The organism is Haemophilus sputorum CCUG 13788 (assembly GCF_000238795.1).
Classification (GTDB): domain Bacteria; phylum Pseudomonadota; class Gammaproteobacteria; order Enterobacterales; family Pasteurellaceae; genus Haemophilus_A; species Haemophilus_A sputorum.
Window position 1 is genome coordinate 21,743 of the sequence record NZ_AFNK01000071.1, and the last position, 19,965, is coordinate 41,707.

13 protein-coding genes are annotated in these 19,965 nt (G+C 39.0%); 3 read left to right on the top strand and 10 right to left on the bottom strand.

The window, feature by feature from the left end:
- Positions 1–61 precede the first annotated feature (61 nt).
- Positions 62–1,114, bottom strand: coding sequence for a rod shape-determining protein (locus HSP_RS0108270; protein ID WP_010129842.1), 1,053 nt, complete (start codon positions 1,112–1,114; stop codon positions 62–64).
- Between the two features lie 196 nt (positions 1,115–1,310).
- On the bottom strand, positions 1,311–2,315 hold the full coding sequence (gene gapA, locus HSP_RS0108275; RefSeq protein ID WP_010129843.1) for a glyceraldehyde-3-phosphate dehydrogenase: 1,005 nt from the start codon (positions 2,313–2,315) through the stop codon (positions 1,311–1,313).
- A gap of 247 nt (positions 2,316–2,562) precedes the next feature.
- On the opposite strand from gapA, the gene msrB reads away from it, so the two are divergent.
- Positions 2,563–2,958: a peptide-methionine (R)-S-oxide reductase MsrB gene (gene msrB / locus HSP_RS0108280; protein ID WP_007524291.1), complete on the top strand. Its 396-nt coding sequence runs from the start codon at positions 2,563–2,565 to the stop codon at positions 2,956–2,958.
- A gap of 35 nt (positions 2,959–2,993) precedes the next feature.
- On the opposite strand, the gene HSP_RS0108285 is transcribed toward msrB, so the two are convergent.
- The 5 genes from HSP_RS0108285 to HSP_RS0108305 form a co-directional block, all read right to left on the bottom strand.
- A complete protein-coding gene (locus HSP_RS0108285; protein WP_244263566.1) occupies positions 2,994–4,505 on the bottom strand; it encodes a glycosyltransferase family 9 protein in 1,512 nt (503 codons plus the stop codon).
- A gap of 165 nt (positions 4,506–4,670) precedes the next feature.
- Positions 4,671–6,038, bottom strand: a complete 1,368-nt coding sequence (gene glmU / locus HSP_RS0108290; RefSeq protein WP_010129845.1) for a bifunctional UDP-N-acetylglucosamine diphosphorylase/glucosamine-1-phosphate N-acetyltransferase GlmU — start codon at positions 6,036–6,038, stop codon at positions 4,671–4,673.
- Between the two features lie 177 nt (positions 6,039–6,215).
- On the bottom strand, positions 6,216–9,338 hold the full coding sequence (locus tag HSP_RS0108295; RefSeq protein WP_010129846.1) for an efflux RND transporter permease subunit: 3,123 nt from the start codon (positions 9,336–9,338) through the stop codon (positions 6,216–6,218).
- 12 nt (positions 9,339–9,350) lie between these two features.
- Entirely contained in the window at positions 9,351–10,547 is a 1,197-nt protein-coding gene (locus HSP_RS0108300) for an efflux RND transporter periplasmic adaptor subunit (protein WP_010129848.1), read from the bottom strand.
- 166 nt (positions 10,548–10,713) lie between these two features.
- A complete protein-coding gene (locus HSP_RS0108305) occupies positions 10,714–11,148 on the bottom strand; it encodes a MarR family winged helix-turn-helix transcriptional regulator (protein WP_010129850.1) in 435 nt (144 codons plus the stop codon).
- A 194-nt stretch (positions 11,149–11,342) separates the two neighbouring features.
- On the opposite strand from HSP_RS0108305, the gene HSP_RS0108310 reads away from it, so the two are divergent.
- Together HSP_RS0108310 and HSP_RS0108315 are read left to right on the top strand one after the other, a co-directional pair.
- Positions 11,343–11,570: a YejL family protein gene (locus tag HSP_RS0108310; protein ID WP_010129851.1), complete on the top strand. Its 228-nt coding sequence runs from the start codon at positions 11,343–11,345 to the stop codon at positions 11,568–11,570.
- A 9-nt stretch (positions 11,571–11,579) separates the two neighbouring features.
- The gene (locus tag HSP_RS0108315; protein WP_010129852.1) at positions 11,580–13,301 is read left to right on the top strand and encodes a DUF3413 domain-containing protein; all 1,722 of its coding nucleotides are present in this window, start codon (positions 11,580–11,582) and stop codon (positions 13,299–13,301) included.
- Between the two features lie 39 nt (positions 13,302–13,340).
- Here HSP_RS0108315 and HSP_RS0108320 read toward each other — a convergent pair whose 3' ends face one another.
- The 3 genes from HSP_RS0108320 to mukE all read right to left on the bottom strand — a co-directional run bounded on the left by HSP_RS0108320 (position 13,341) and on the right by mukE (position 19,919).
- A complete protein-coding gene (locus tag HSP_RS0108320; RefSeq protein ID WP_029495349.1) occupies positions 13,341–14,522 on the bottom strand; it encodes a sugar transporter in 1,182 nt (393 codons plus the stop codon).
- A gap of 114 nt (positions 14,523–14,636) precedes the next feature.
- Positions 14,637–19,133 (bottom strand): chromosome partition protein MukB, encoded by a 4,497-nt coding sequence (gene mukB, locus HSP_RS0108325; protein WP_010129854.1) that lies wholly within the window; start codon positions 19,131–19,133, stop codon positions 14,637–14,639.
- Positions 19,134–19,202: 69 nt separating this feature from the next.
- Entirely contained in the window at positions 19,203–19,919 is a 717-nt protein-coding gene (gene mukE, locus HSP_RS0108330) for a chromosome partition protein MukE (RefSeq protein ID WP_010129855.1), read from the bottom strand.
- Positions 19,920–19,965: the final 46 nt, after the last annotated feature.

Here is a 19,965-nt window from a genome sequence, read left to right on the forward strand (position 1 = left end):
AAGGCAATGGATAATGGCAAAACCATTATCCATTCAGTATTTATTAGATTAGATGCTGAAATTATTCATCTGAACTAAATACATCTCCACCATGCATGTCAATCATATCTAATGCTTGACCACCACCTCTTGCAACACAAGTTAATGGTTCATCTGCAACAATTACTGGTACACCTGTAGCTTCTGAAAGCAAAATATCTAAATTTTGTAATAAAGCACCGCCGCCAGTTAACACCATACCACGTTCAAAAATATCTGCAGCCAATTCTGGAGGACATTGTTCTAGCACAGATTTTACTGCGCCAACAATTCCATCTAATGGCTGCTCAATCGCTTCTAATACATGTCTTGAATTTAATTCAAATGTACGCGGTGCACCTTCTGCAATATTATGTCCATGTACATCCATAGTTTTAACTTCATCTTCATCGCGAATCGTTGCTAATGCAATTTCTTTTTTGATACGTTCAGCAGTTGCTTCACCAATTGCTGAACCAAAATGACGACGAACATACGCAACAATTGCATCATCTAATTTATCACCGCCAATACGCACTGAAGTTGAGTAAACAATACCATTTAATGATAACACTGCAACTTCTGTTGTACCACCACCGATATCAATCACCATTGAACCTGTTGCTTCATGTACTGGTAAACCAGCACCAATCGCTGCAGCCATAGGTTCTTCAATAAGGTAAACCTCACGCGCACCTGCTCCCATTGCAGATTCTTTAATTGCACGACGTTCAACTTGCGTTGCACCAGCTGGCACACAAATTAACACGCGTGGGCTTGGGCGCATAAAGTTATTAGTATGAACTTGCTTAATAAAGTGTTGTAACATTTTTTCCGTTACAAAGAAATCCGCAATCACACCATCTTTCATTGGACGGATTGCAGTAATGCTTCTTGGGGTACGGCCTAACATTAATTTAGCGTTTGTTCCAACCGCCGCAATGCTTTTTGATAAACCAATTCTATCTTGACGGACAGCCACTACAGATGGCTCATCAAGTACGATGCCTTGTCCTTTTACATAAACTAGCGTATTTGCTGTACCGAGATCGATTGAAAGATCGTTAGAAAACAATCCTAAAAATTTTTTAAACATATTGAATATCCGTCAATTAACTAATTTGCTCATGCATTTGCATGAATAATGATGTGAAAAAATTGCGTATAAATATATCAAAAAAACCCACTCTACTTCAATGACTAATTTAATTTAGCCAAAGTTTTTCAACCATTTAACTTTAAACAAAACAAAACGCCACTCATTGAGTGGCGTTTTTCATAGCAAGTTGCAATTAACCTTTGTAGTTATAAACGTGAGCAACTAAATCTAATACTTTGTGAGAGTAACCGGTTTCGTTATCGTACCAAGAAACTAATTTCACGAAAGTATCTGTTAATGCGATACCTGCTGCAGCATCAAATACAGAAGTTTCAGTTGCACCGTTGAAGTCAGTTGAAACTACTGCATCTTCGGTATAACCTAAAACGCCTTTCATTTCATTTTCTGAAGCACGTTTGATTTCTGCACAAATTTCTTCATATGAAGCTGGTTTTTCTAAGTTTACAGTTAAGTCAACTACTGACACGTTTGGTGTAGGTACACGGAATGCCATACCAGTTAATTTACCGTTTAATGCTGGTAAGACTTTACCTACTGCTTTCGCTGCACCTGTTGAAGATGGAATGATGTTTTGTGATGCACCACGACCACCACGCCAGTCTTTTGCAGATGGACCATCAACAGTTTTTTGTGTTGCAGTTGTTGCGTGAACAGTTGTCATTAAACCATCTTTGATACCGAATTTATTGTGAATTACTTTCGCTAATGGCGCTAAACAGTTTGTAGTACAAGAAGCGTTAGAAACGATATCTTGACCTGCATATTTATCAAAGTTAACACCATTTACAAACATAGGTGTAGCGTCTTTTGATGGGCCAGTTAAAACTACTTTTTTCGCACCTGCAGTAATGTGTTTACGAGCAGTTTCGTCTGTTAAGAATAAACCAGTTGCTTCAACAGCGATATCAACACCGATTTCGTTCCATTTTAAGTTAGCTGGATCACGCTCAGCAGTTACACGGATTGTTTTACCGTTTACCACTAAGTTACCATCTTTAACTTCAACAGTACCGTCGAAACGACCATGAGTTGAGTCATATTTTAACATGTAAGCCATGTAATCAACATCGATTAAGTCGTTGATACCAACAACTTCGATATCATCACGAAGTTGAGCTGCGCGGAATACAATACGACCGATACGACCAAAGCCGTTAATACCAATTTTAATAGCCATAGATTTTTTCACCTATATTAAAGTTAAACAAAATTGTTCTTTACTTGAAAGACTATCTCTGTAAAGATGCTTACATTATAGCATATGTTTTTATGCAGCAAACACGCCTAAAGAACGTAATCACTATATCAGATTCTATTTTTATGATCCATGTCAAATTTGATAAAAATAACGCTTTTTAGGTAAAAAACATCTCTGCTTTTAGGAACTTTTTAGCTATCTTTTAAGTGAAATTTTAGAGGATAAAATGATTAAAGATATTGATGAACTCACGGAAGAACAAGTTGAAATTCTCATTAACCACGGCACGGAAATGCCATTTACGGGTAAATTTTTAGAAGAAAACCGTGTGGGCACTTATCGTTGCGCACGTTGTCATTCAGCACTATTCCGTTCTGATACAAAATTTGATGCAGGATGCGGCTGGCCAAGTTTTTATGAGGCAGTTTCAGATGAAGCACTACGTTATCTAGACGACTACTCTTTAGGCCGTCATCGAGTTGAAATTCGTTGTAGTAATTGTGACTCTCATCTTGGTCATGTTTTTCATGATGGACCACCCCCAACTGGCTTACGTTTTTGTTTAAACTCCGTCGCGCTGAATTTTAAATGGGACGAAACTGGCGAAGAATTTGATGGTTAATGCAAAACAGGCGCTGATTTAGCGCCTGTTTCATTTTATCGACTTGTTGAGATTTTAGCTAAAGCTTGCTTTACTTCATCAATCACATAATGCCAATCTTCAATCATCGCACGCCAGCGAATAGACTGCATATTTGGATACCATAAATTCTCTCGCTGGTAGCTTCCCCAACGCCAATCAACAACGTAAGAAAGCATCAACAATGTTGGCTTATTCAATGCGCCAGCTACATGTGCCACTGATGTATCTACCGTCACAATACAATCTAACAAGCTAATTGCCGCAGCAGTATCCGCCATATCATGTAAATCAGCGGATAAATCCGTCACTTGATAACGTGCTAATAAATCTTTTTCAGCCTCATTTTGTTCTTTTTGCAAACAATAGAAATCAACATTATCGCTATTAAATAATTTCTCTATCGGCCCCAAATCATGAATAGAACGATTAGCATCATTTTCATGCGACGGATCGCCTCGCCATACTATCCCGACTTTCAAGCGGTCATTTTTAATGATTTTTTTGCAAAACAGTTGTTGTTTCTCTGGTATTGCAGATAGATAAGGTATTCTTTTCGGCTGAAGCTGAAAAGGCATTGCCACATGAGCTAAAATTGCATGAGGATAAACCCAATAGTCGAAATGCGTTAGTTCGGCATTAGCATTCTCGCGAATAATGACTTCATCAATATCTGGATGCGTTTGTAATAATGAAATTATTGGCTTTTGTGCCACTAATGTAATTTTTTTAGTGCCTTGCAATTTCAGCATATGCGCTAGTTGAGCAAACATAATCTCATCGCCCAAACCAAACTCACTCCAAATGACCAAATGTTTATTAGCTAAAGACTCTCCTTTCCAGCGCTTTTCTTTAAGCCATTCATCTTTTGGTGGAAATGGGCTGCGACGTTCAGGAAATAGTTCTTCAACAAGCTCAAAAAGCTTCTCACGTGCTTTAAACCCTTCTTGATAATTACCAGCTAATAAAATACTACATACATTGAAAAGATGAGCAGAAATATTTATCTTATAACGTAAATAACGCTGAAAAACCGTTTCTTCTTGATTGGTAACTCCTGCTTTTTGCAAGGTTTGCACCTTTGCTAAAAAAGCAGCTGGAGAATCTGGATCCAATAGTGCCATATTTTCTAAGGACTCTAGCGCACTCATTAAATCATTTCGCAATAGAGCATTATTAAAATCAACATAAATATCAATATAGCTCTTACCTAAACGTTTGGTGTCTTTAAAATAAAGCCAAACATTCACATTAGTATTTTCTTGATAGCTAACAACTTGACTAAATGGTTGATGTAATGCCAAAGGTGAAATACCCGCTTTCGATTTTAAAGCTAAAACCCCCTCTTCTTTCAGCACGCGTAACCAACAAAAGAAGGTGTCTTCGTCATAACTTAGACCTTCATCATCTACAAAAAGCGCATCATAAGCGTTCTGTTGAATCGCAGGTAAACTCTGCTTCTGCCCCATTTTTTCACTGTAATACTCAAACTCAAATTGGGCTTTCCAATCTGGAAGAAAATTATCCATAAAAGCTTCATTTGCAATAACCAAAGCCTTCTTCATATTGCCTTACCTATATTCCATTATAGTCAATTTATTCTAGCATTGAGGGGCTAGAACCCCAAACAACAAAATAGCCCCAACCTAAATCGGAGCTAATTTATTCATGAAAACAAAATCATATGTTTTACATTATTTTTTCTTTGTTGGTCGCTGCCAACCTTGAATATGTTTTTGTGCAACACGTGTAATCACTAATTCGCCTTCAGCCACATTTTTAGTAATGGTTGAACCCGCACCAATGGTCGCACCATTAGCAATCTCAACTGGTGCAACTAATTGGCTATCTGAGCCAACAAACACATCATCGCCAATAATAGTTTTGAATTTATTTGCGCCATCGTAGTTACAAGTAATCACACCCGCACCAATGTTCACATTGCTACCAACTTCAGCATCACCAACATAAGTTAAGTGATTCACTTTAGATCCTTTACCTACTTGTGCGTTTTTAATCTCAACAAAGTTACCTACATGCGCACCTTCCGCTAATTGAGTGCCTGGACGTAAGCGAGAGAATGGTCCAATTGCAGATTTTTCACCAATCACTGCATCTTCTAACACAGAATATGGTTTGATTTCTACATTATCACCTACGCTCACATTTTTTAAGACACAACCTGCACCAATTTTAACATTGTTACCTAGTTTAACATTCCCTTCTAAGATTACGTTAACGTCAATAGACACATCTTTTCCATGTTCAACGGTACCACGTACATCAAAACGACTTGGATCGCTTAAAGTTACGCCAGCAAGCAATAATTTTTCTGCTTGTTTTTTCTGATAAAAACGTTCAAGTGCCGCTAGTTGAAGACGATTATTAACCCCTTCAACTTCCATAAATTCATCAGCTTGCACCGCTTGTACTTGGAATCCATCTTCATTTGCCATCGCAATTACATCAGTAATGTAATACTCGCCTTGTGCGTTATTGTTATTGAGATTGCCTAACCATTTTTTGAAGCTTGCACCGCTAGCAACCATCACACCAGTATTAATTTCTTGGATTTTTAACTGTTCAGCCGAAGCATCTTTTTGTTCAACAATCGCAACCACCGAGCCATTTTCACGAATAATACGACCATAACCCGTTGGGTTTTCTAACTTAACTGTTAATAGTGCAATACCATTTTCTGGTTTTTGCGCAATAAGACGCTCAAGCGTCGATTGCTGAATTAACGGTGTATCACCATAAAGCATCATAATATTTTCATCATCTGCAAAAAATGGCGCTGCTTGTTGCATCGCATGACCTGTGCCTAATTGTTCTGCTTGGAAAACCCAATTAACTGGCTCATCAGCTAATCTTTCTTTTAATAAATCAGCACCATGGCCATAAATTAAATTGATTTGGCGTGCATTAAGCTGTTTTACCGTATCAATAACATGTTTTACCATAGGTTTGCCCGCAATTGGATGTAAGACTTTTGGTAAGTCTGAATACATACGCGTGCCTTTTCCTGCTGCTAGAATTACCACACTTAAAGGTTTGGTCATTTGAATATCCTTGTTTAAAAATAATTAAAAGAGTTGACTTGCTGTAATGAAAATCAGCAAGTTGATGCCTGCATAATCATCAAAATATGCCTATTTTAACAGAAATTGACAATAGAAAAAGCGGTTAGTTTCTTGCAATTCTTTGCAAAAATCTAACCGCTTGTCAGTCAATACAGATTATGCTTGTTGTTCAATATCTGTTTTTTCTAGTGCGGGTTTCGCATATTTTTCTTCATCAAATTCACGTAATGGTTTGTGACGTTCTCCTAAGAAGGTATAAATCACTGGCAATACGAATAAGGTAAAGAGCGTACCGATACTTAAACCAGCCACAATCACCATCCCCATACTAAAACGGGCAATCGCACCTGCGCCAGAAGCTAATAGTAATGGAATTAAGCCCGCTACCATCGCAGCTGTTGTCATTAGAATCGGACGTAAACGAATAGTTGCTGAATGAACAATGGCGTCAAAACGAGATAATCCGTGATTTAATTGCTCTTCTTTTGCTACTTCACACATCAAAATACCGTGTTTCGTAATTAACCCAACTAACGTTACCAAACCAACCTGTGAATAAATATTTAAGGTTGCCCCAGCTACTTTGCCAATACCAAGAACATTTAATACCAACAATGCTCCACTCACTGCTAATGGAACAGAAACTAAGATAACCATTGGATCACGCCAAGATTCAAATTGAATTGCAAGCACTAAATAGATAATCACCACCGCTAAAGCAAAAGTCATTGCCATTGCACTGCCTTCTTGAACATATTGACGTGCTTCAGATCTAAAATCGTATTGGTAACCTTGTGGCAATGTTCTGTCTAATTCAGCTTTTGCCCAATTTACTGCATCACCAATTGAACCTGACACAACACCGCTAATAGTAGCCGAGTTAAGTTGGCTCATTCGATTTAATGAAGCTGGTTCTGTCGCTAATTCTAATGTAACGATCGAACCAAGCGGAATCGTTTCACCACTTGCGGTATTCACATAGAATTTCATTAAATCTTCTGGATTTAGGCGATCTTTTCGAATTGCTTGAGAAACAATCGGATAAGCTCGAGAGTCAATATCTACACGCGTAATAATTGCACCAGATAAATATGCGCCTAATGTTCGGCTCACCTGTTGCATAGTAATACCATAACTTCCCATTTTTTCGCGATCAAATTTCCATTTCATTGTTACCGTATCAAATTTTAAGTCTAAATTTGCAAAGAAAAATTGACCTGAAGATTGTGCTTTTGCCAACACATCACCGGCAACTTGCGCTAACTTATTGTAATCATCCGCTGTCGTAATCACTAATGAGAACGGTAAGCCGTTTTCACCAGTTGAAATTTCTGGAAACGAAATCGCATTGATATCCATTGCAACAATTTGTTTAGCAATTTTTGCGACATCAGCAGCAATCGCGGCACGTTCACGATCACGCTCATTCCAATCTTTTAATGAAATAATTGAAAGCGCGCTGTTGGTACCGTTAAAACCAGAAACTGTCATCATTGCTGCCACTTCTGGAAGCGCTTTAACTTTTTCATTGAACTGCTCAGTTGCTTGTTGCGTGTAGTCTAAGTTTGTATTAGATGGACCATTTCCGATACCAACAATGAAACCACGGTCTTCAGTTGGTGCAACTTCACTAGATAAAGATGTTAATAACGTTGGTAACGTTGCAAAAATACCGATAGCAAACACCACAACAAACCAACGGACTGCCATTACGCCCCTTAACATATTGGTATAGCAGCTTGTCATTTTATCTAGCATGCCATTAACGCATTTTGCAAAGCCACTTTCATGTTCTTCACTGTATGCTTTTAATACTCGGCTAGACATCATTGGCGAAAGCGTTAATGCAGCAATCCCTGAAATAAATACCGCACCAGCAAGCGTAAGTGCAAACTCTTTAAACAGTGAGCCAGTCACGCCTTCCATCAATGCCATCGGTGAATATACTGCCACCAAAGTAATTGTCATTGAAATAACGGGAATTGCAATTTCACGTGTCCCAATAATTGCCGCATCGAATGGTGATTTCCCTTCTTTCACATGGCGTTCCACGTTCTCTAGTACAACGATCGCATCATCCACCACCAAGCCGATAGCAAGAATCAAGGCTAATAGCGTCAGCAAGTTAATTGAGAAGCCGAACATTTGTAAGAAGAATAATACCCCAATCAATGAAATTGGAATCGTCACAACTGGCACGATCATCGCACGTAATGAGCCTAAGAAGAGGATAATCACCACTAATACGATAACCGTTGCTTCTATAATGGTTTTATAAACCTCTTTAATTGAGCTATCAATTGCAATGGTTTTATCATACATAATTTCCCCATTAAGCGAATCCGGTAAGTTCCGTTGAATTTGCTTAAAGGTTGGGTAAATATCTTTTGCAACAGTTAGTGAGTTTGCAGTTGTTGCTGCTGAAACCGCTAATACCACTGCATCTTTACCATCAGCTACTGCTCGTGAGGCATCTTGGTATTTATCTAATTCAACTGTTGCAATATCTTTTAATTTGATAGTACGACCATCTGATGTTGTCGAAATCGTTACATTTTCTAATTCGGCAACAGAAGGCGTAGTTGATTCCACTTTGTTTTTATAAACCGTGTAATAACCATTTGCGCTACCAGCTGCTGTACTCAAGTTATTCGCACTTAAAGCAGCCAAAACAGTAGCACCAGAAAGGTTATTCCCTGCCATTTTTTCTGGATCTAACCAAATTCGTAAACCAAAGTTTGATGCACCAAAAATATCTACGCTAGAAACGCCATTGACCGTAAAGAATTGCGGTTTTACAACACGGTTAATATAGTCTGCAATTTGTGGTGTGCTTAACTCATCAGAAACAAAGCGAATATACATCAACGCATCGTTTGAACCAGATGAAACACTAATTGATGGATCGTCAATACCACTCGGTAATTTCGCACGAATCGCATTTACTTTAGCTGAAATATCAGCTAACGCCATTTGCGGGTTAGTGTTCAGCTTCATCTTAATAGTTACAGTTGAAGTACTTGGACTACTTGAAGAAGTCACATAGTCAATGTTATCCGCTTGCGCGACAGCTTCCTCTAGTTGGGAGGTAACCAATGCCTGCATAAGGCTAGCATCAGCCCCCGAATAGTTAACACTAACGGTAACGATGGAGACCGTCATCTCCGGATATTCGCGCACCTGTAATTTGTTGATAGATTGCAAGCCAAGAATTGTAATCAGCAAGCTAATACATATCGCCAAAACCGGTCGTTTAATAAAAATATCAGTAAATTTCATTAAAAACCCCAATTAAAGTTTTGAATCTTTAGCCGGTTGGATAACCCCTACAGCTTCTTGATCAGAAACTTCGACTAATGCATGATTTTCTAAACGTTGGAAACCGCCAGTAACAATTAAATCTCCAGCTTTAACGCCTTTTGATAATAATGCATAAATGCCATTACGATCTAAAGTCTTCACTTCCGTTTGTTTTGCACGATACATCTTGCTTAAATCTTTATCAGGATTTTGTGCCGATAATTTATTTTTATCTTCATCTGAAAGTGGTTGCAATACATATAAGGTTTCACCATACATGGTATAGGTAACTGCAATTTGAGGTACCACAATTTGTTCTTGTTTAGTCGGTAATGCCACGTTTAAACGAGCGAACATACCTGAAAGTAATTTTTCACCACCTTCAGTAATCACTGCCTCTAGGTTGATTAAACCAGTATTACGGTCAACAGCAGGATCAATTGCGATGATATTCGCAGGGAATGTCTGACCTGGGAGCGCATCAATTTCTGCTGTAACTTTCTGACCTACCGCAATTTTCTCTACATCAGTTTGTGGCAAAGTAAAACGAATTTTCATTGAACTTTGGTCTTCCACACGCACAATTTCTGTTCCTGTAGAAATATATTGGCCTAAGTTCACATTCACGATACCTGCAACACCACTAAATGGCGCATAGATTTTACGACGACCAATTGAAGATTTTAGAGATTCAATGTTCGCAAGCAATTGATTGTAAGTTGATTGCGCATTGTCTAGCTCTGCTTTTGAGGCACTATTGGATGCTACTAAAGTACGATAACGATCAAGCGTTGCTTTCGCGTTTGGTAATTGTGCTTGAGAAGCTTTTAATGTTGCCTCTTCAACTGCATCGTCTAACTCTACCAATAAATCCCCTTTATTAACACGCTGACCTGATTTCACATTTACACGCGTAACCGTACCAGAAGCTTGCGCACTTAGCATTGCACCTTGATTAGGGCGAATATAACCTACTGCAGCAATTTGCGGTGTCCATTCACGTGTTTTCACCGTCATTGCAGTAACTTGACTAACCTTTTCAGGCATATTGGCTGCCGCTTCACTCTTTTTAAATGAGATAAATTTTTGCATTCCTGTCACACCAGCAAAAAGGACTAATACAATAATCAAAGTGATTACAATCAGTACTTTTCTACCTGTGGAGGTTTTTTTATTATCTGTTGTCATAGATTCTCCGTAAGACTAATAAACTTTCAACATCCATCACTTTTTAACAAAGCAATCATGTTTTATTTAATACTGAAGCAGAACATTCTACTTCTTAAAGTTGTGATAAATAGGCTATGCCTAAACTAGAAAACAAGCGGTTTAATTTTCTCAAACTTTTGCAAATTTATTTGGCAGCATCAATGTCGCTTAGAATTTCTTCACCTAAGAATTCACTTAATTGGCGAGTTAATGTAATCAATACCTCGCTTTTTTCCTCTCCTAACCGAGTAAACACTTTATTTTCTAGCATGTTTAAACGTGCCATCATAGGTTCAGCAAATGCTCTACCCTTTTCAGTTAACTGAATTCGTTTTTCTCTTTTATCTAAACAAACTGCGGCGGGCTCAATAATGCCCTCTTTTAATAAATTCTTACAAATTGGCGATAATGTTTGTTTTTGAATAAAAAAATCTGTGCAAATTTCTTGTTGACTACGATGTGGATGTCGTAAAAGGCTACAAAGAATCCACAATACATGGACGTTATCTAGCCCTTCATTTTTTGCCCAAAGGGTGTACATTTGTTTGATATATGTAATGGAATGTCCTAACTGTTCCATCCTTACCATGCGTTTTTATCCTCCAACCAATAGTCTGAAATTTTACTAATGGCAGGCATTTTAGTAAAATAACAGACTATATTCAACTGAATTTTTTACTTTTTTCGATCCGCTTTTCCATTTTTTTGCCCTTTCTGCCCTCTATTTTTTCTCCAATTTATGTTACTATCACGCCAGTTTTTAGAGGAATCCCTATGGCAATTCAATCCAAATATAAAAGCGAACAACTTGATAATTTAATCCAAGATCTTTTTATTGTTCTTGAACAACATAAAGCACCGAATGATCTTGCGTTAATGGCATTAGGTAATTTAGTGACGAACATTATTCGCAATAATGCTAAAGATGATGTGCAACGTGAGCGTTTAGCTCAAGCGTTCGGAAATACGCTTCAAAACGCACTCGCGCCAACCAAACAATAATTTAAAGCTATGTTAAATCGCCTGAAAGAAGCTACTCTGCCTGCCAATACCCGCCAATACCGTGAAGAAACCGCTGACCGGATTTCATGGGGGCATTGGTTTGCGCTGTTTAATATTATTCTGGCGATTTTAATTGCTTCTCGTTATGCCTTTAATGCCGATTGGCCTAATACCCTTTCTGGCAAACTTTATTTCTTTATTAGCTTATTTGGCCATTTCAGTTTTGTTGTTTTTGCCTTTTACTTGCTGCTTCTTTTTCCACTGAGTTTTGTGATCAAAAATGTCCGTGGTTTTCGTGCATTTTCGGTAATCTTTGCCACATTCGGGCAAACATTATTACTACTTGATACCGAAGTTTTCAAACAATTCTATCTCCATCTTTCTCCTTTAGTTTGGGATTTATTAGTCAATCCAGATAACGGCGAACTAGCACGCCAATGGCAGCTACTTTTCGTTCCCATGCCACTTATTTTGTTAATGGAAATGCTTTACTCCCGTTGGTGTTGGCAGAAACTACGTAGTTTTAATCGCCAAACTTGGGGGAAATATGTTGCGAGCTTTTTCTTAAGTTGCTTTGTTGCAACTCACTTAATTTATGCATGGGCCGATACTAACCTAAACCGCCCAATTGCCTCACAAAAAGCAAATTATCCACTTTCTTACCCAATGACCGCACGTAGTTTCTTGGAAAAACATGGGCTAATTGATATTGAAGAACTAGAACAACAAGCTGAGAACATGGGGCGAGTTGATAGTTTCTATTTGAATTATCCAAAACAAGCAATAGAGGTAACGAAATCAGCAAAAGTCAATCTGTTATTAGTCAATATTAGTGGATTAGCACCTGAAAAGATCAATACGCAGCTCATGCCATCATTAAAAGCGATTAGCTTAAACTCGCATGAATTTACTAATCACTATGCGGCTGCAGATAACCCAACAGCAAGTACGCTTGGCTTATTCTACAGCCTAAGTGGCAAATATCTTGATTCTGTATTAAGCGAAAAAACTGCCTCGCCTTTTATTGAGGTATTCCAAAAAGAACAATATCAATTTGGCTTGTTCTCTTATAACAGCTTTAAAGCACCAATTTATCAACGTGCGATGCTAAAAGAATTCAAGCTTCCCAAAACAACAGGGAATGAAAACACGCTGAATGCTTGGTATAAATGGTTTGTGCAAAGAGATATCACAAAACCGTTCTTTAGCTATTTAGAACTCACGGCTTCTGAAAACCTAATTGATTTAGACCAACGATTATTCAACCAAATTTGGCAAGAATTAGCTGAACAAGGCACGTTAAAAAACACCCTAGTAGTGATTACCTCTGACTTAGCACCATCAGAGCAACTTAAAAATGACTTTAGCCAAGCGCATATTCGAGTGCCATTTATTGTTTATTGGCAAGGTGATGCGAAAAAATACCATCAACTTTCTAGCCACCTTGATTTTATGCCGACGATCTTACGTCAATTCTTTGGAGTCACTACACCAATTAAATCCTATGCACAAGGTGTTGATTTAAGTGAAGCAAACGAACGTGTATTTATTTTAGCGACTAATTTAGATTGGAATGTTGCAATACTGCCAGATGGAGAACAATATCATCTTAATCGTAAAGGCAAATTTGAGAAATTTAATGCACAAGGTGAGAAAGAAAAAGTGGAGCGCCCTCCACTTCCAATCTTCTTACAGCTGATTAAACAAAGTAATCAATTTATTGAGAAATAAAATACGCCCTCATTTGAGGGCATATTTTTTATAGCTAAATTAGTTTTTCTGATTGCTAGCAAATCGCATAAAAAGGAAGCCCAGCCAAAGCAATGCGACTAAAACAAATGCACCCCCAACATTGCCTACTTGAGCCAAACTAAGATGTTGAATCACAAGGCTTCCAATAAGCGCGCCGCCACCGATTCCCATATTATAAATACCAGAATAAATCGCGGTTGCCACATCTGTAGCATCTGGTGCTAATTCCAATACTTTCATCTGCAAGGCAATACTCAGGCCAGTAATACCCATCCCCCATAAGAACACCACAATAAAAATCGCACAAATATGTTCACTAAATGGCAATAAGCTAAATTGCATTAAAATAATTAGCCCAAGGCATCCCATAAGAAATTTATTTGGCATACGTTTATATAAGCGTCCAAAAATAAAACTGGCCATTACGCCTGCTAAGCCAAATACTAATAAAATGGCTGTTCCGGTTTCTGCGCTAACTTGGCTGATTTTAACGATAAATGGCTCAATATAGCTATACCCCGTAAAATGTCCTGAAATCGCAATGACAGTTGTTAAATAAATACCTATTAGCATCGGACGTTTTATTAAAATAGGTAAACTACTCAATGAACCTGCATTTTGGCTAGGTAAGTGCGGTAATAATTTCCACATCACCAACATAATTACACAAGCAATCACTGCAATTACTGCGAAAGTAGAACGCCAATCTAACGCTTGTCCAATCATTCTGCCTAGCGGCAAACCAAGAATCATTGCCAATGAACTTCCTAAAGCTAATAAACCTAATGCTTGCTGTTTCTTATCTTTAGGTGCAACACGAATCACTAAAGAAGCTGTAATCGACCAAAATAGGGCATGAGCTAACGCAATGCCAATACGTGAGATCAACAGAACCTCAAAATTCCAAGCAATAATGGATAAGCCATGGCTGATAATAAATACCGTAAACAGTAGCATTAACAGTTTTTTACGTTCTATTTTTGCTGAAAATAACATCAACGGTAAAGAAGCTAAAAATACTACCCAAGCATAAACGGTAATCATCAACCCTACAGTAGATGTTTCCATTTCAAAGCTCTGCGCAATATCGGAAAGTAATGCCACAGGAATAAATTCCGTGGTATTAAAAATAAAAGCAGAGAGTGAAAAAGCTAACACCCGTAATAGCGCAAGGCGCCGATACTCTGTTCTTGAAATCATCATTATTATTTGTTCCTTTTGTTGTAAAAAAACAAGCGGTCAAATTTTCTCATTCTTTTGCAAAAAGAACTGAAAAAATCACCGCTTGTTTGCCTTGTTCTAGTAACAGATTATTTATTGCTGCCCAAAACCTTTTAATCCAACCACATGAACATACTCTTGGTTATTGGTAATTTTACGTACCAATTTATAAGTTGTACCACGTTCTGGGCTAATGTTTTCTGGTGCGGCAATCAATAATTGCATATCCAATCGTTCACAAAGCTCAAACAAGGTATTGATAGACATCGCATCCAAACGTGCTGCTTCATCTAGGAATAACAAGCGACACGGAAGAATATCCTTCGCACGTAAACGTCTAGATTCCTCTTCCCAGCTTTGAACGACCATCAAGAGAATCGACATCCCCGTACCGATCGCTTCACCGGTTGAAAGTGAACTACTTTCCGCACGCATCCAACCGTCCGCACCACGTAAGGTTTCAACTTCTAAATCTAGGTAGTTACGATAATCTAATAATTCCTCACCAATGGTCTGCGGTGTGCGTTGTCCCATTTCAATATGCGGATTGACACGTTTGTATAACATCGCTAAAGCTTCTGAGAAACTTAGTTTTTGACTATCAAACAAGTCTTTATGCGCTTCACGATCTTCACTTAACGCGTTAAGCAAAATCGCATGCGTATCACGAATATTCACCACTAAACGAACACCTTTAACCTGACCAAAGGCAATGTTTTGCAAGCCTTGGTTAAGTTGCAAGATGCGGTTTTGTTCACGTTGAATGGTTTTACGTAAAATGTTCGCAACCGATTCTGCACTAATTGCTAATTTTTTCTCACGGCTTGTCAACTCATTTGTTAAGCGAGCCAACTCAATTTCCATTTGCTCAATCGCATCAATTGGATCATCGGTTTTGATAATGTCTTGACGGATTCGCTCACGTAAATGTTGGTAAACCGCAATAAAGAATGCCACTTTATTTTCTGGTTTACGGTTATCTTCAGAAGCACGCAAACTATCGCGTAAGTATTCGTTATCTGCAACAGCTGTACGTAATGCACCTAAAGCCTTATCTGAAATTGACCGTAATTCATCGCTAGATTGATATGCCAATTCACGGCGATTCAAACGTTTTTCCACATCACTATTGCGAGAAAGTTTTAATACCAAGCACCAACTTGCTTTGGCTTGAACGACTAATTCACGTTGTGCTTTATAATCACGTTCTGCTTTACGCAACAAACGATTAAGATTTTCAATTTCCGCTTCGATTGTGCCTAATTGCTTATCTAAATAGCCTTTTCTTGCTCGTTGTTGGCTTAAACGTTGTTGTAATTCATCGCGACGATCTCTTGCACGCGCTTCCGCACCAATATCACCACGAACGCCGAGATCATCAATTTCACGAATCAGCTCTTCTAACATCTGATTTTTCGCTTCATAAGCACTACGCAAGCTTGTTAATACTTGATTGTATTGACTAAATTGCGCTTGTGCTTGACGAAGTGCCTCTTTCGCTTGTTCGCGCATTTGCTGTGCTTGCGTTAATTGTGACCGTAATTGTTCAGTTAATGCAGAACCTTCAGCACTAATAGATTCGTGGTAGCCAAAATGCACACGGCGTTGCATAACATCAGACAAGGCAAACACTTTTTGTTGAGCTTGTTTTTGCATCGCTTTTTGCGTTGCATATTCGGCTTCTAACTGTTCAAATTTTGCAGGATCGCTCTTCAACGCGGCTGCTATCGGCTCTAATTGAGTTAATGTCGCACCAAATTGACGGATAAATTGCTCATCTTCTTGTGCTTCATCTAATTGTACACGACACTCTTCTACGCGTTCTGCTAAAGTTTCATCCGCAAGTAAGCCTACAAGCGGTAGAATTTTGCTTAACATTTGCAATTGCGCTTTTAAGCTCTCTAATTGCTGACGAAGTTGCTGTTCTTCACCTGCAGCCTGATTTAAAGCACGCTCAATTTCCGCACGCTCTGCCGCTAATGCTTGCATTTGTGATTCCGGATTATCTTGGAATGCTAAACTCAAATGCGTTCCCACGAACTGGCTTAAATGTTGCTGTAAGCGCTGACATTTTTGTACTTCAAATGCCTGCTCAGCATGTTTTTCAGTAATCTCATCACGCTGCGCTTTTAAAGTTTCTAAATGTTTTTCACGAGCCGCACGGCCAAATAACGGAACTTCAGGGAACTTAGAATAGCGCCATTGACGATCAGAGACTTTAACAATTACGCCTTCGCCAAATTCTTCGCTAGAAAATACCGCATCATCAAATGCTGCTGGGTCGCCTTCAATAAAATAAAGATCTTCTGGGTAATCTTCTAATTTTTCTAACTGATGTTTAACTGCTTCTAAATCTCGCACAACAATCGCATGACGCGCTTCACCATAAAGTGCGGAGAAATAAGGAGCATCTTCAATCGATACATCATCATATAATTCAGAAAGTAATACACCGCCAAAACGTTCTGCTAATTGATTTAGACGAGGATCATCAGCACCATCTGGTTGGCTTAATCGGCTAATTTGCTCATCTAACTCCGCTTCTTGTCGCGCAAGCGTGTCACGCGCAAGCGTTGCCTCACGTTCTTTGGTCAGCATATTTTGCATAAAACGCATTACAGATTGGCTTGCTTCGAACGTCTCACCACACTGTTCTTCTAAACGTGTGAGTGCCGATTGTGCCGCATGCCATGCCGGTGCATTTTTAGCTAATTGGGCATATTGCTGATTAAGCTGTTCACGTTGTTGACGTTGCTCAGAACGTTGTTCCACCAATTCTGCCAACTCCGCTTCAACCTCTTCAAGTTGCGCTTGTTGGCTATCTGCGTAATCTTGTAATTCTGCTGCTTGACTAAATGCGGTTTGTGCTTTTTGATTAAACTGCGCTAATAAAGCTTCAGCTTGCACTTGTTGCGCTAAGCGTTGCTCTAAATCTGCTAATTTTTGACGTAAAGTGACCGCTTGTGCTGCTTGCATTTTCTGTTCTGGGAAAGCACTTAATAATTGACGGGCTTCATCCCATGCTTGGGCCCGGTCAATCTTGCCAGAAACTTTGCGAACTAATTCATACGCTTTTTCAAACTGATCTTTTGCCATATCAGAAACCGACAAACGCTGTTCTAAATCGAACACGGCATCTGTTAATTCTGTTGCTTGAGCATTAAATTCAGCATGGTAGTCTTCCACATTATGTAAGTCTAAATGAGGTAAACCACATAATTGTTTCGCTTTTTCTAACGCAGCAATCGCTTGTTGATATTGTAAAGCTCGCGTTTGTTGTGCATCTAACGCTTGTTGATAGTCTGCTAATTGGCTACGTAAAGCTTCTACTTGATCATCAGCCTCATCAGCCTGCGCTTGAGCGTGATCCATATTATCGGCCACTTCTTCCAACGCCATTTGCTGTTCTTCTAATTTTTCTTGTAGCCCTTCAACTTCATCTTGATAGCGTTCGATTTTTTCTTGATGGCGTAATGCATTCATCACTAAATTGAGATGATCGTTCGCAGAATTATATTCTGCCTCTAATCCTTGCTCGTTTTCAGTAATTTCTGCCACTTCACGGCTAAATTCGACTAAGCGTTGTTGCTCAAGGGTAAGTTGCGATTTAGTTTGCGACCACGCTTGGCGATGTTCTAATGCTAACTGAACATTACCACGACGCTCATTGGCATGACGCATATAATCTGCTGATACATAATTGGTTGATTCAGTAATCAAACGCTTAAACATATCACGATCAGATTGTGTAACCTTAATTGCTTCTAATGTCATACGGTTTTCGCGTAATGCCGATTCCATATCTTTGAAAGCTTGGCGTACACCAGTATTTTCTGGCAATAAGTAATCGCGCAGAGATTTGGTAATCACGCTAGAGATCCCGCCGTATAGCGAGGCTTCAATTAATTTATAGAATTTGCTACGGTCTGCCGGTGAACGTAGGCGTTTTGGTAAAACACCCAAGTCGAACATAAAGCTGTGGTAATCAGTGATCGCATGGTACTGCTTAAAAGTAATCTCTGTGCCTTCAAACTGTTCTTTTAGCTCATTTAACGCTAGCACACGCGCTTTATCGCCAACCTGTTCGGTTAATACGCTAATAATCGACTGAGTTGCTGGAATGTTTTGTAATGAGAATGGACGAATATCCACTTTTTTATCACGCCCTGCAATTTGTTGTAAGCGAACACCAGTCACAACACGTTGCCCACGTGAATTCAATGACTCTAATACGGCATAACATACACCCGCTTTTAATTTACCGTATAAACCTTTATCACGAGAGCTTGAGGTTGAACCTGCTTCAGTGGTGTTTCGGAAGTTTAAAAGCGTAAGATCTGGAATTAGCGCTGTTACAAAACCCGCCATGGTGGTTGATTTACCTGCACCGTTTCCCCCTGAAAGGGTGGTCACGAGATCATCTAAATCAAAAGTACGGGCAAAAAAGCCATTCCAGTTAATGAGCGTTAATGAGCGGAATTTACCGCGTGCCACATGATGACTCGCCCCAACTGCAAGCGGTGCGATTTCTGTTACGTTTTGCGAATCTGCCATACTTGGCTCATCAAATAATTCGTTTATTTCTGTCATTTTGATTCTCTCGTAGGGTGGCTTTCATAGCACCACATACTTTCTCACAGGATAAATCCCACTCAATAATTATTCTTCGTTCTCTTCGATTTCGTCTGGGTTATCTGACTCTTTCATTAAGTCAACATTTTGTTCAGCAAGTAGCGCCGGTGTTGTCGCTTCCCCTTCACGAATTAAGCGTAATTGCGCTTCTCTCGGATCATCGCCACTACGAACATCTGCGCCAAAGCGGAATACCGATTCAGCAATAATAAATTTTTTGCTATTTTGCTCACCCACGCGAGTAATAATTCCGATACGAGCCAAGCGGCGTAATGCCCCCCCAACTTTTTCTACTAATTTTGCGCGATCTAAGTCAGAGCCGGTAGAACGAGGGTTTACTGCTTTAAGTAATTTAGCTTCATCAGCAAGATTAAGCAGTTCTTCATAAACCTCATCTTGACTAAAAATCCCTTGTTGGGCTAAACGTTCTAGACTTAAATAGAGATAACACAACACTTTCCCCACTAGCATTTCCATTTCAGACATTGCAGCACGATTGATTAAACTAGATGCTTTCGGGCGTAAATAGAAAAAGCCTTCTGGTGCACGAATCAATTCAACATGATAACGACGATAAAATTGCTCTAGCTCTGCTTGGAAATCCATTAAAAAAGCATGCTCATCTAGCTGTTCAATATTGATGTGTTTACCAATACGTAATTGGCTGTCTAACTGCGGGAAGATTGGATTAGCAATAGCCAATGCCAATTTTGGCGAGATAAGGTCTTGGGTCTGCTCTGTCATCTGTAATTCTCTATCGGTCATTTTATTTGCAAATTGGGAGAAAAAT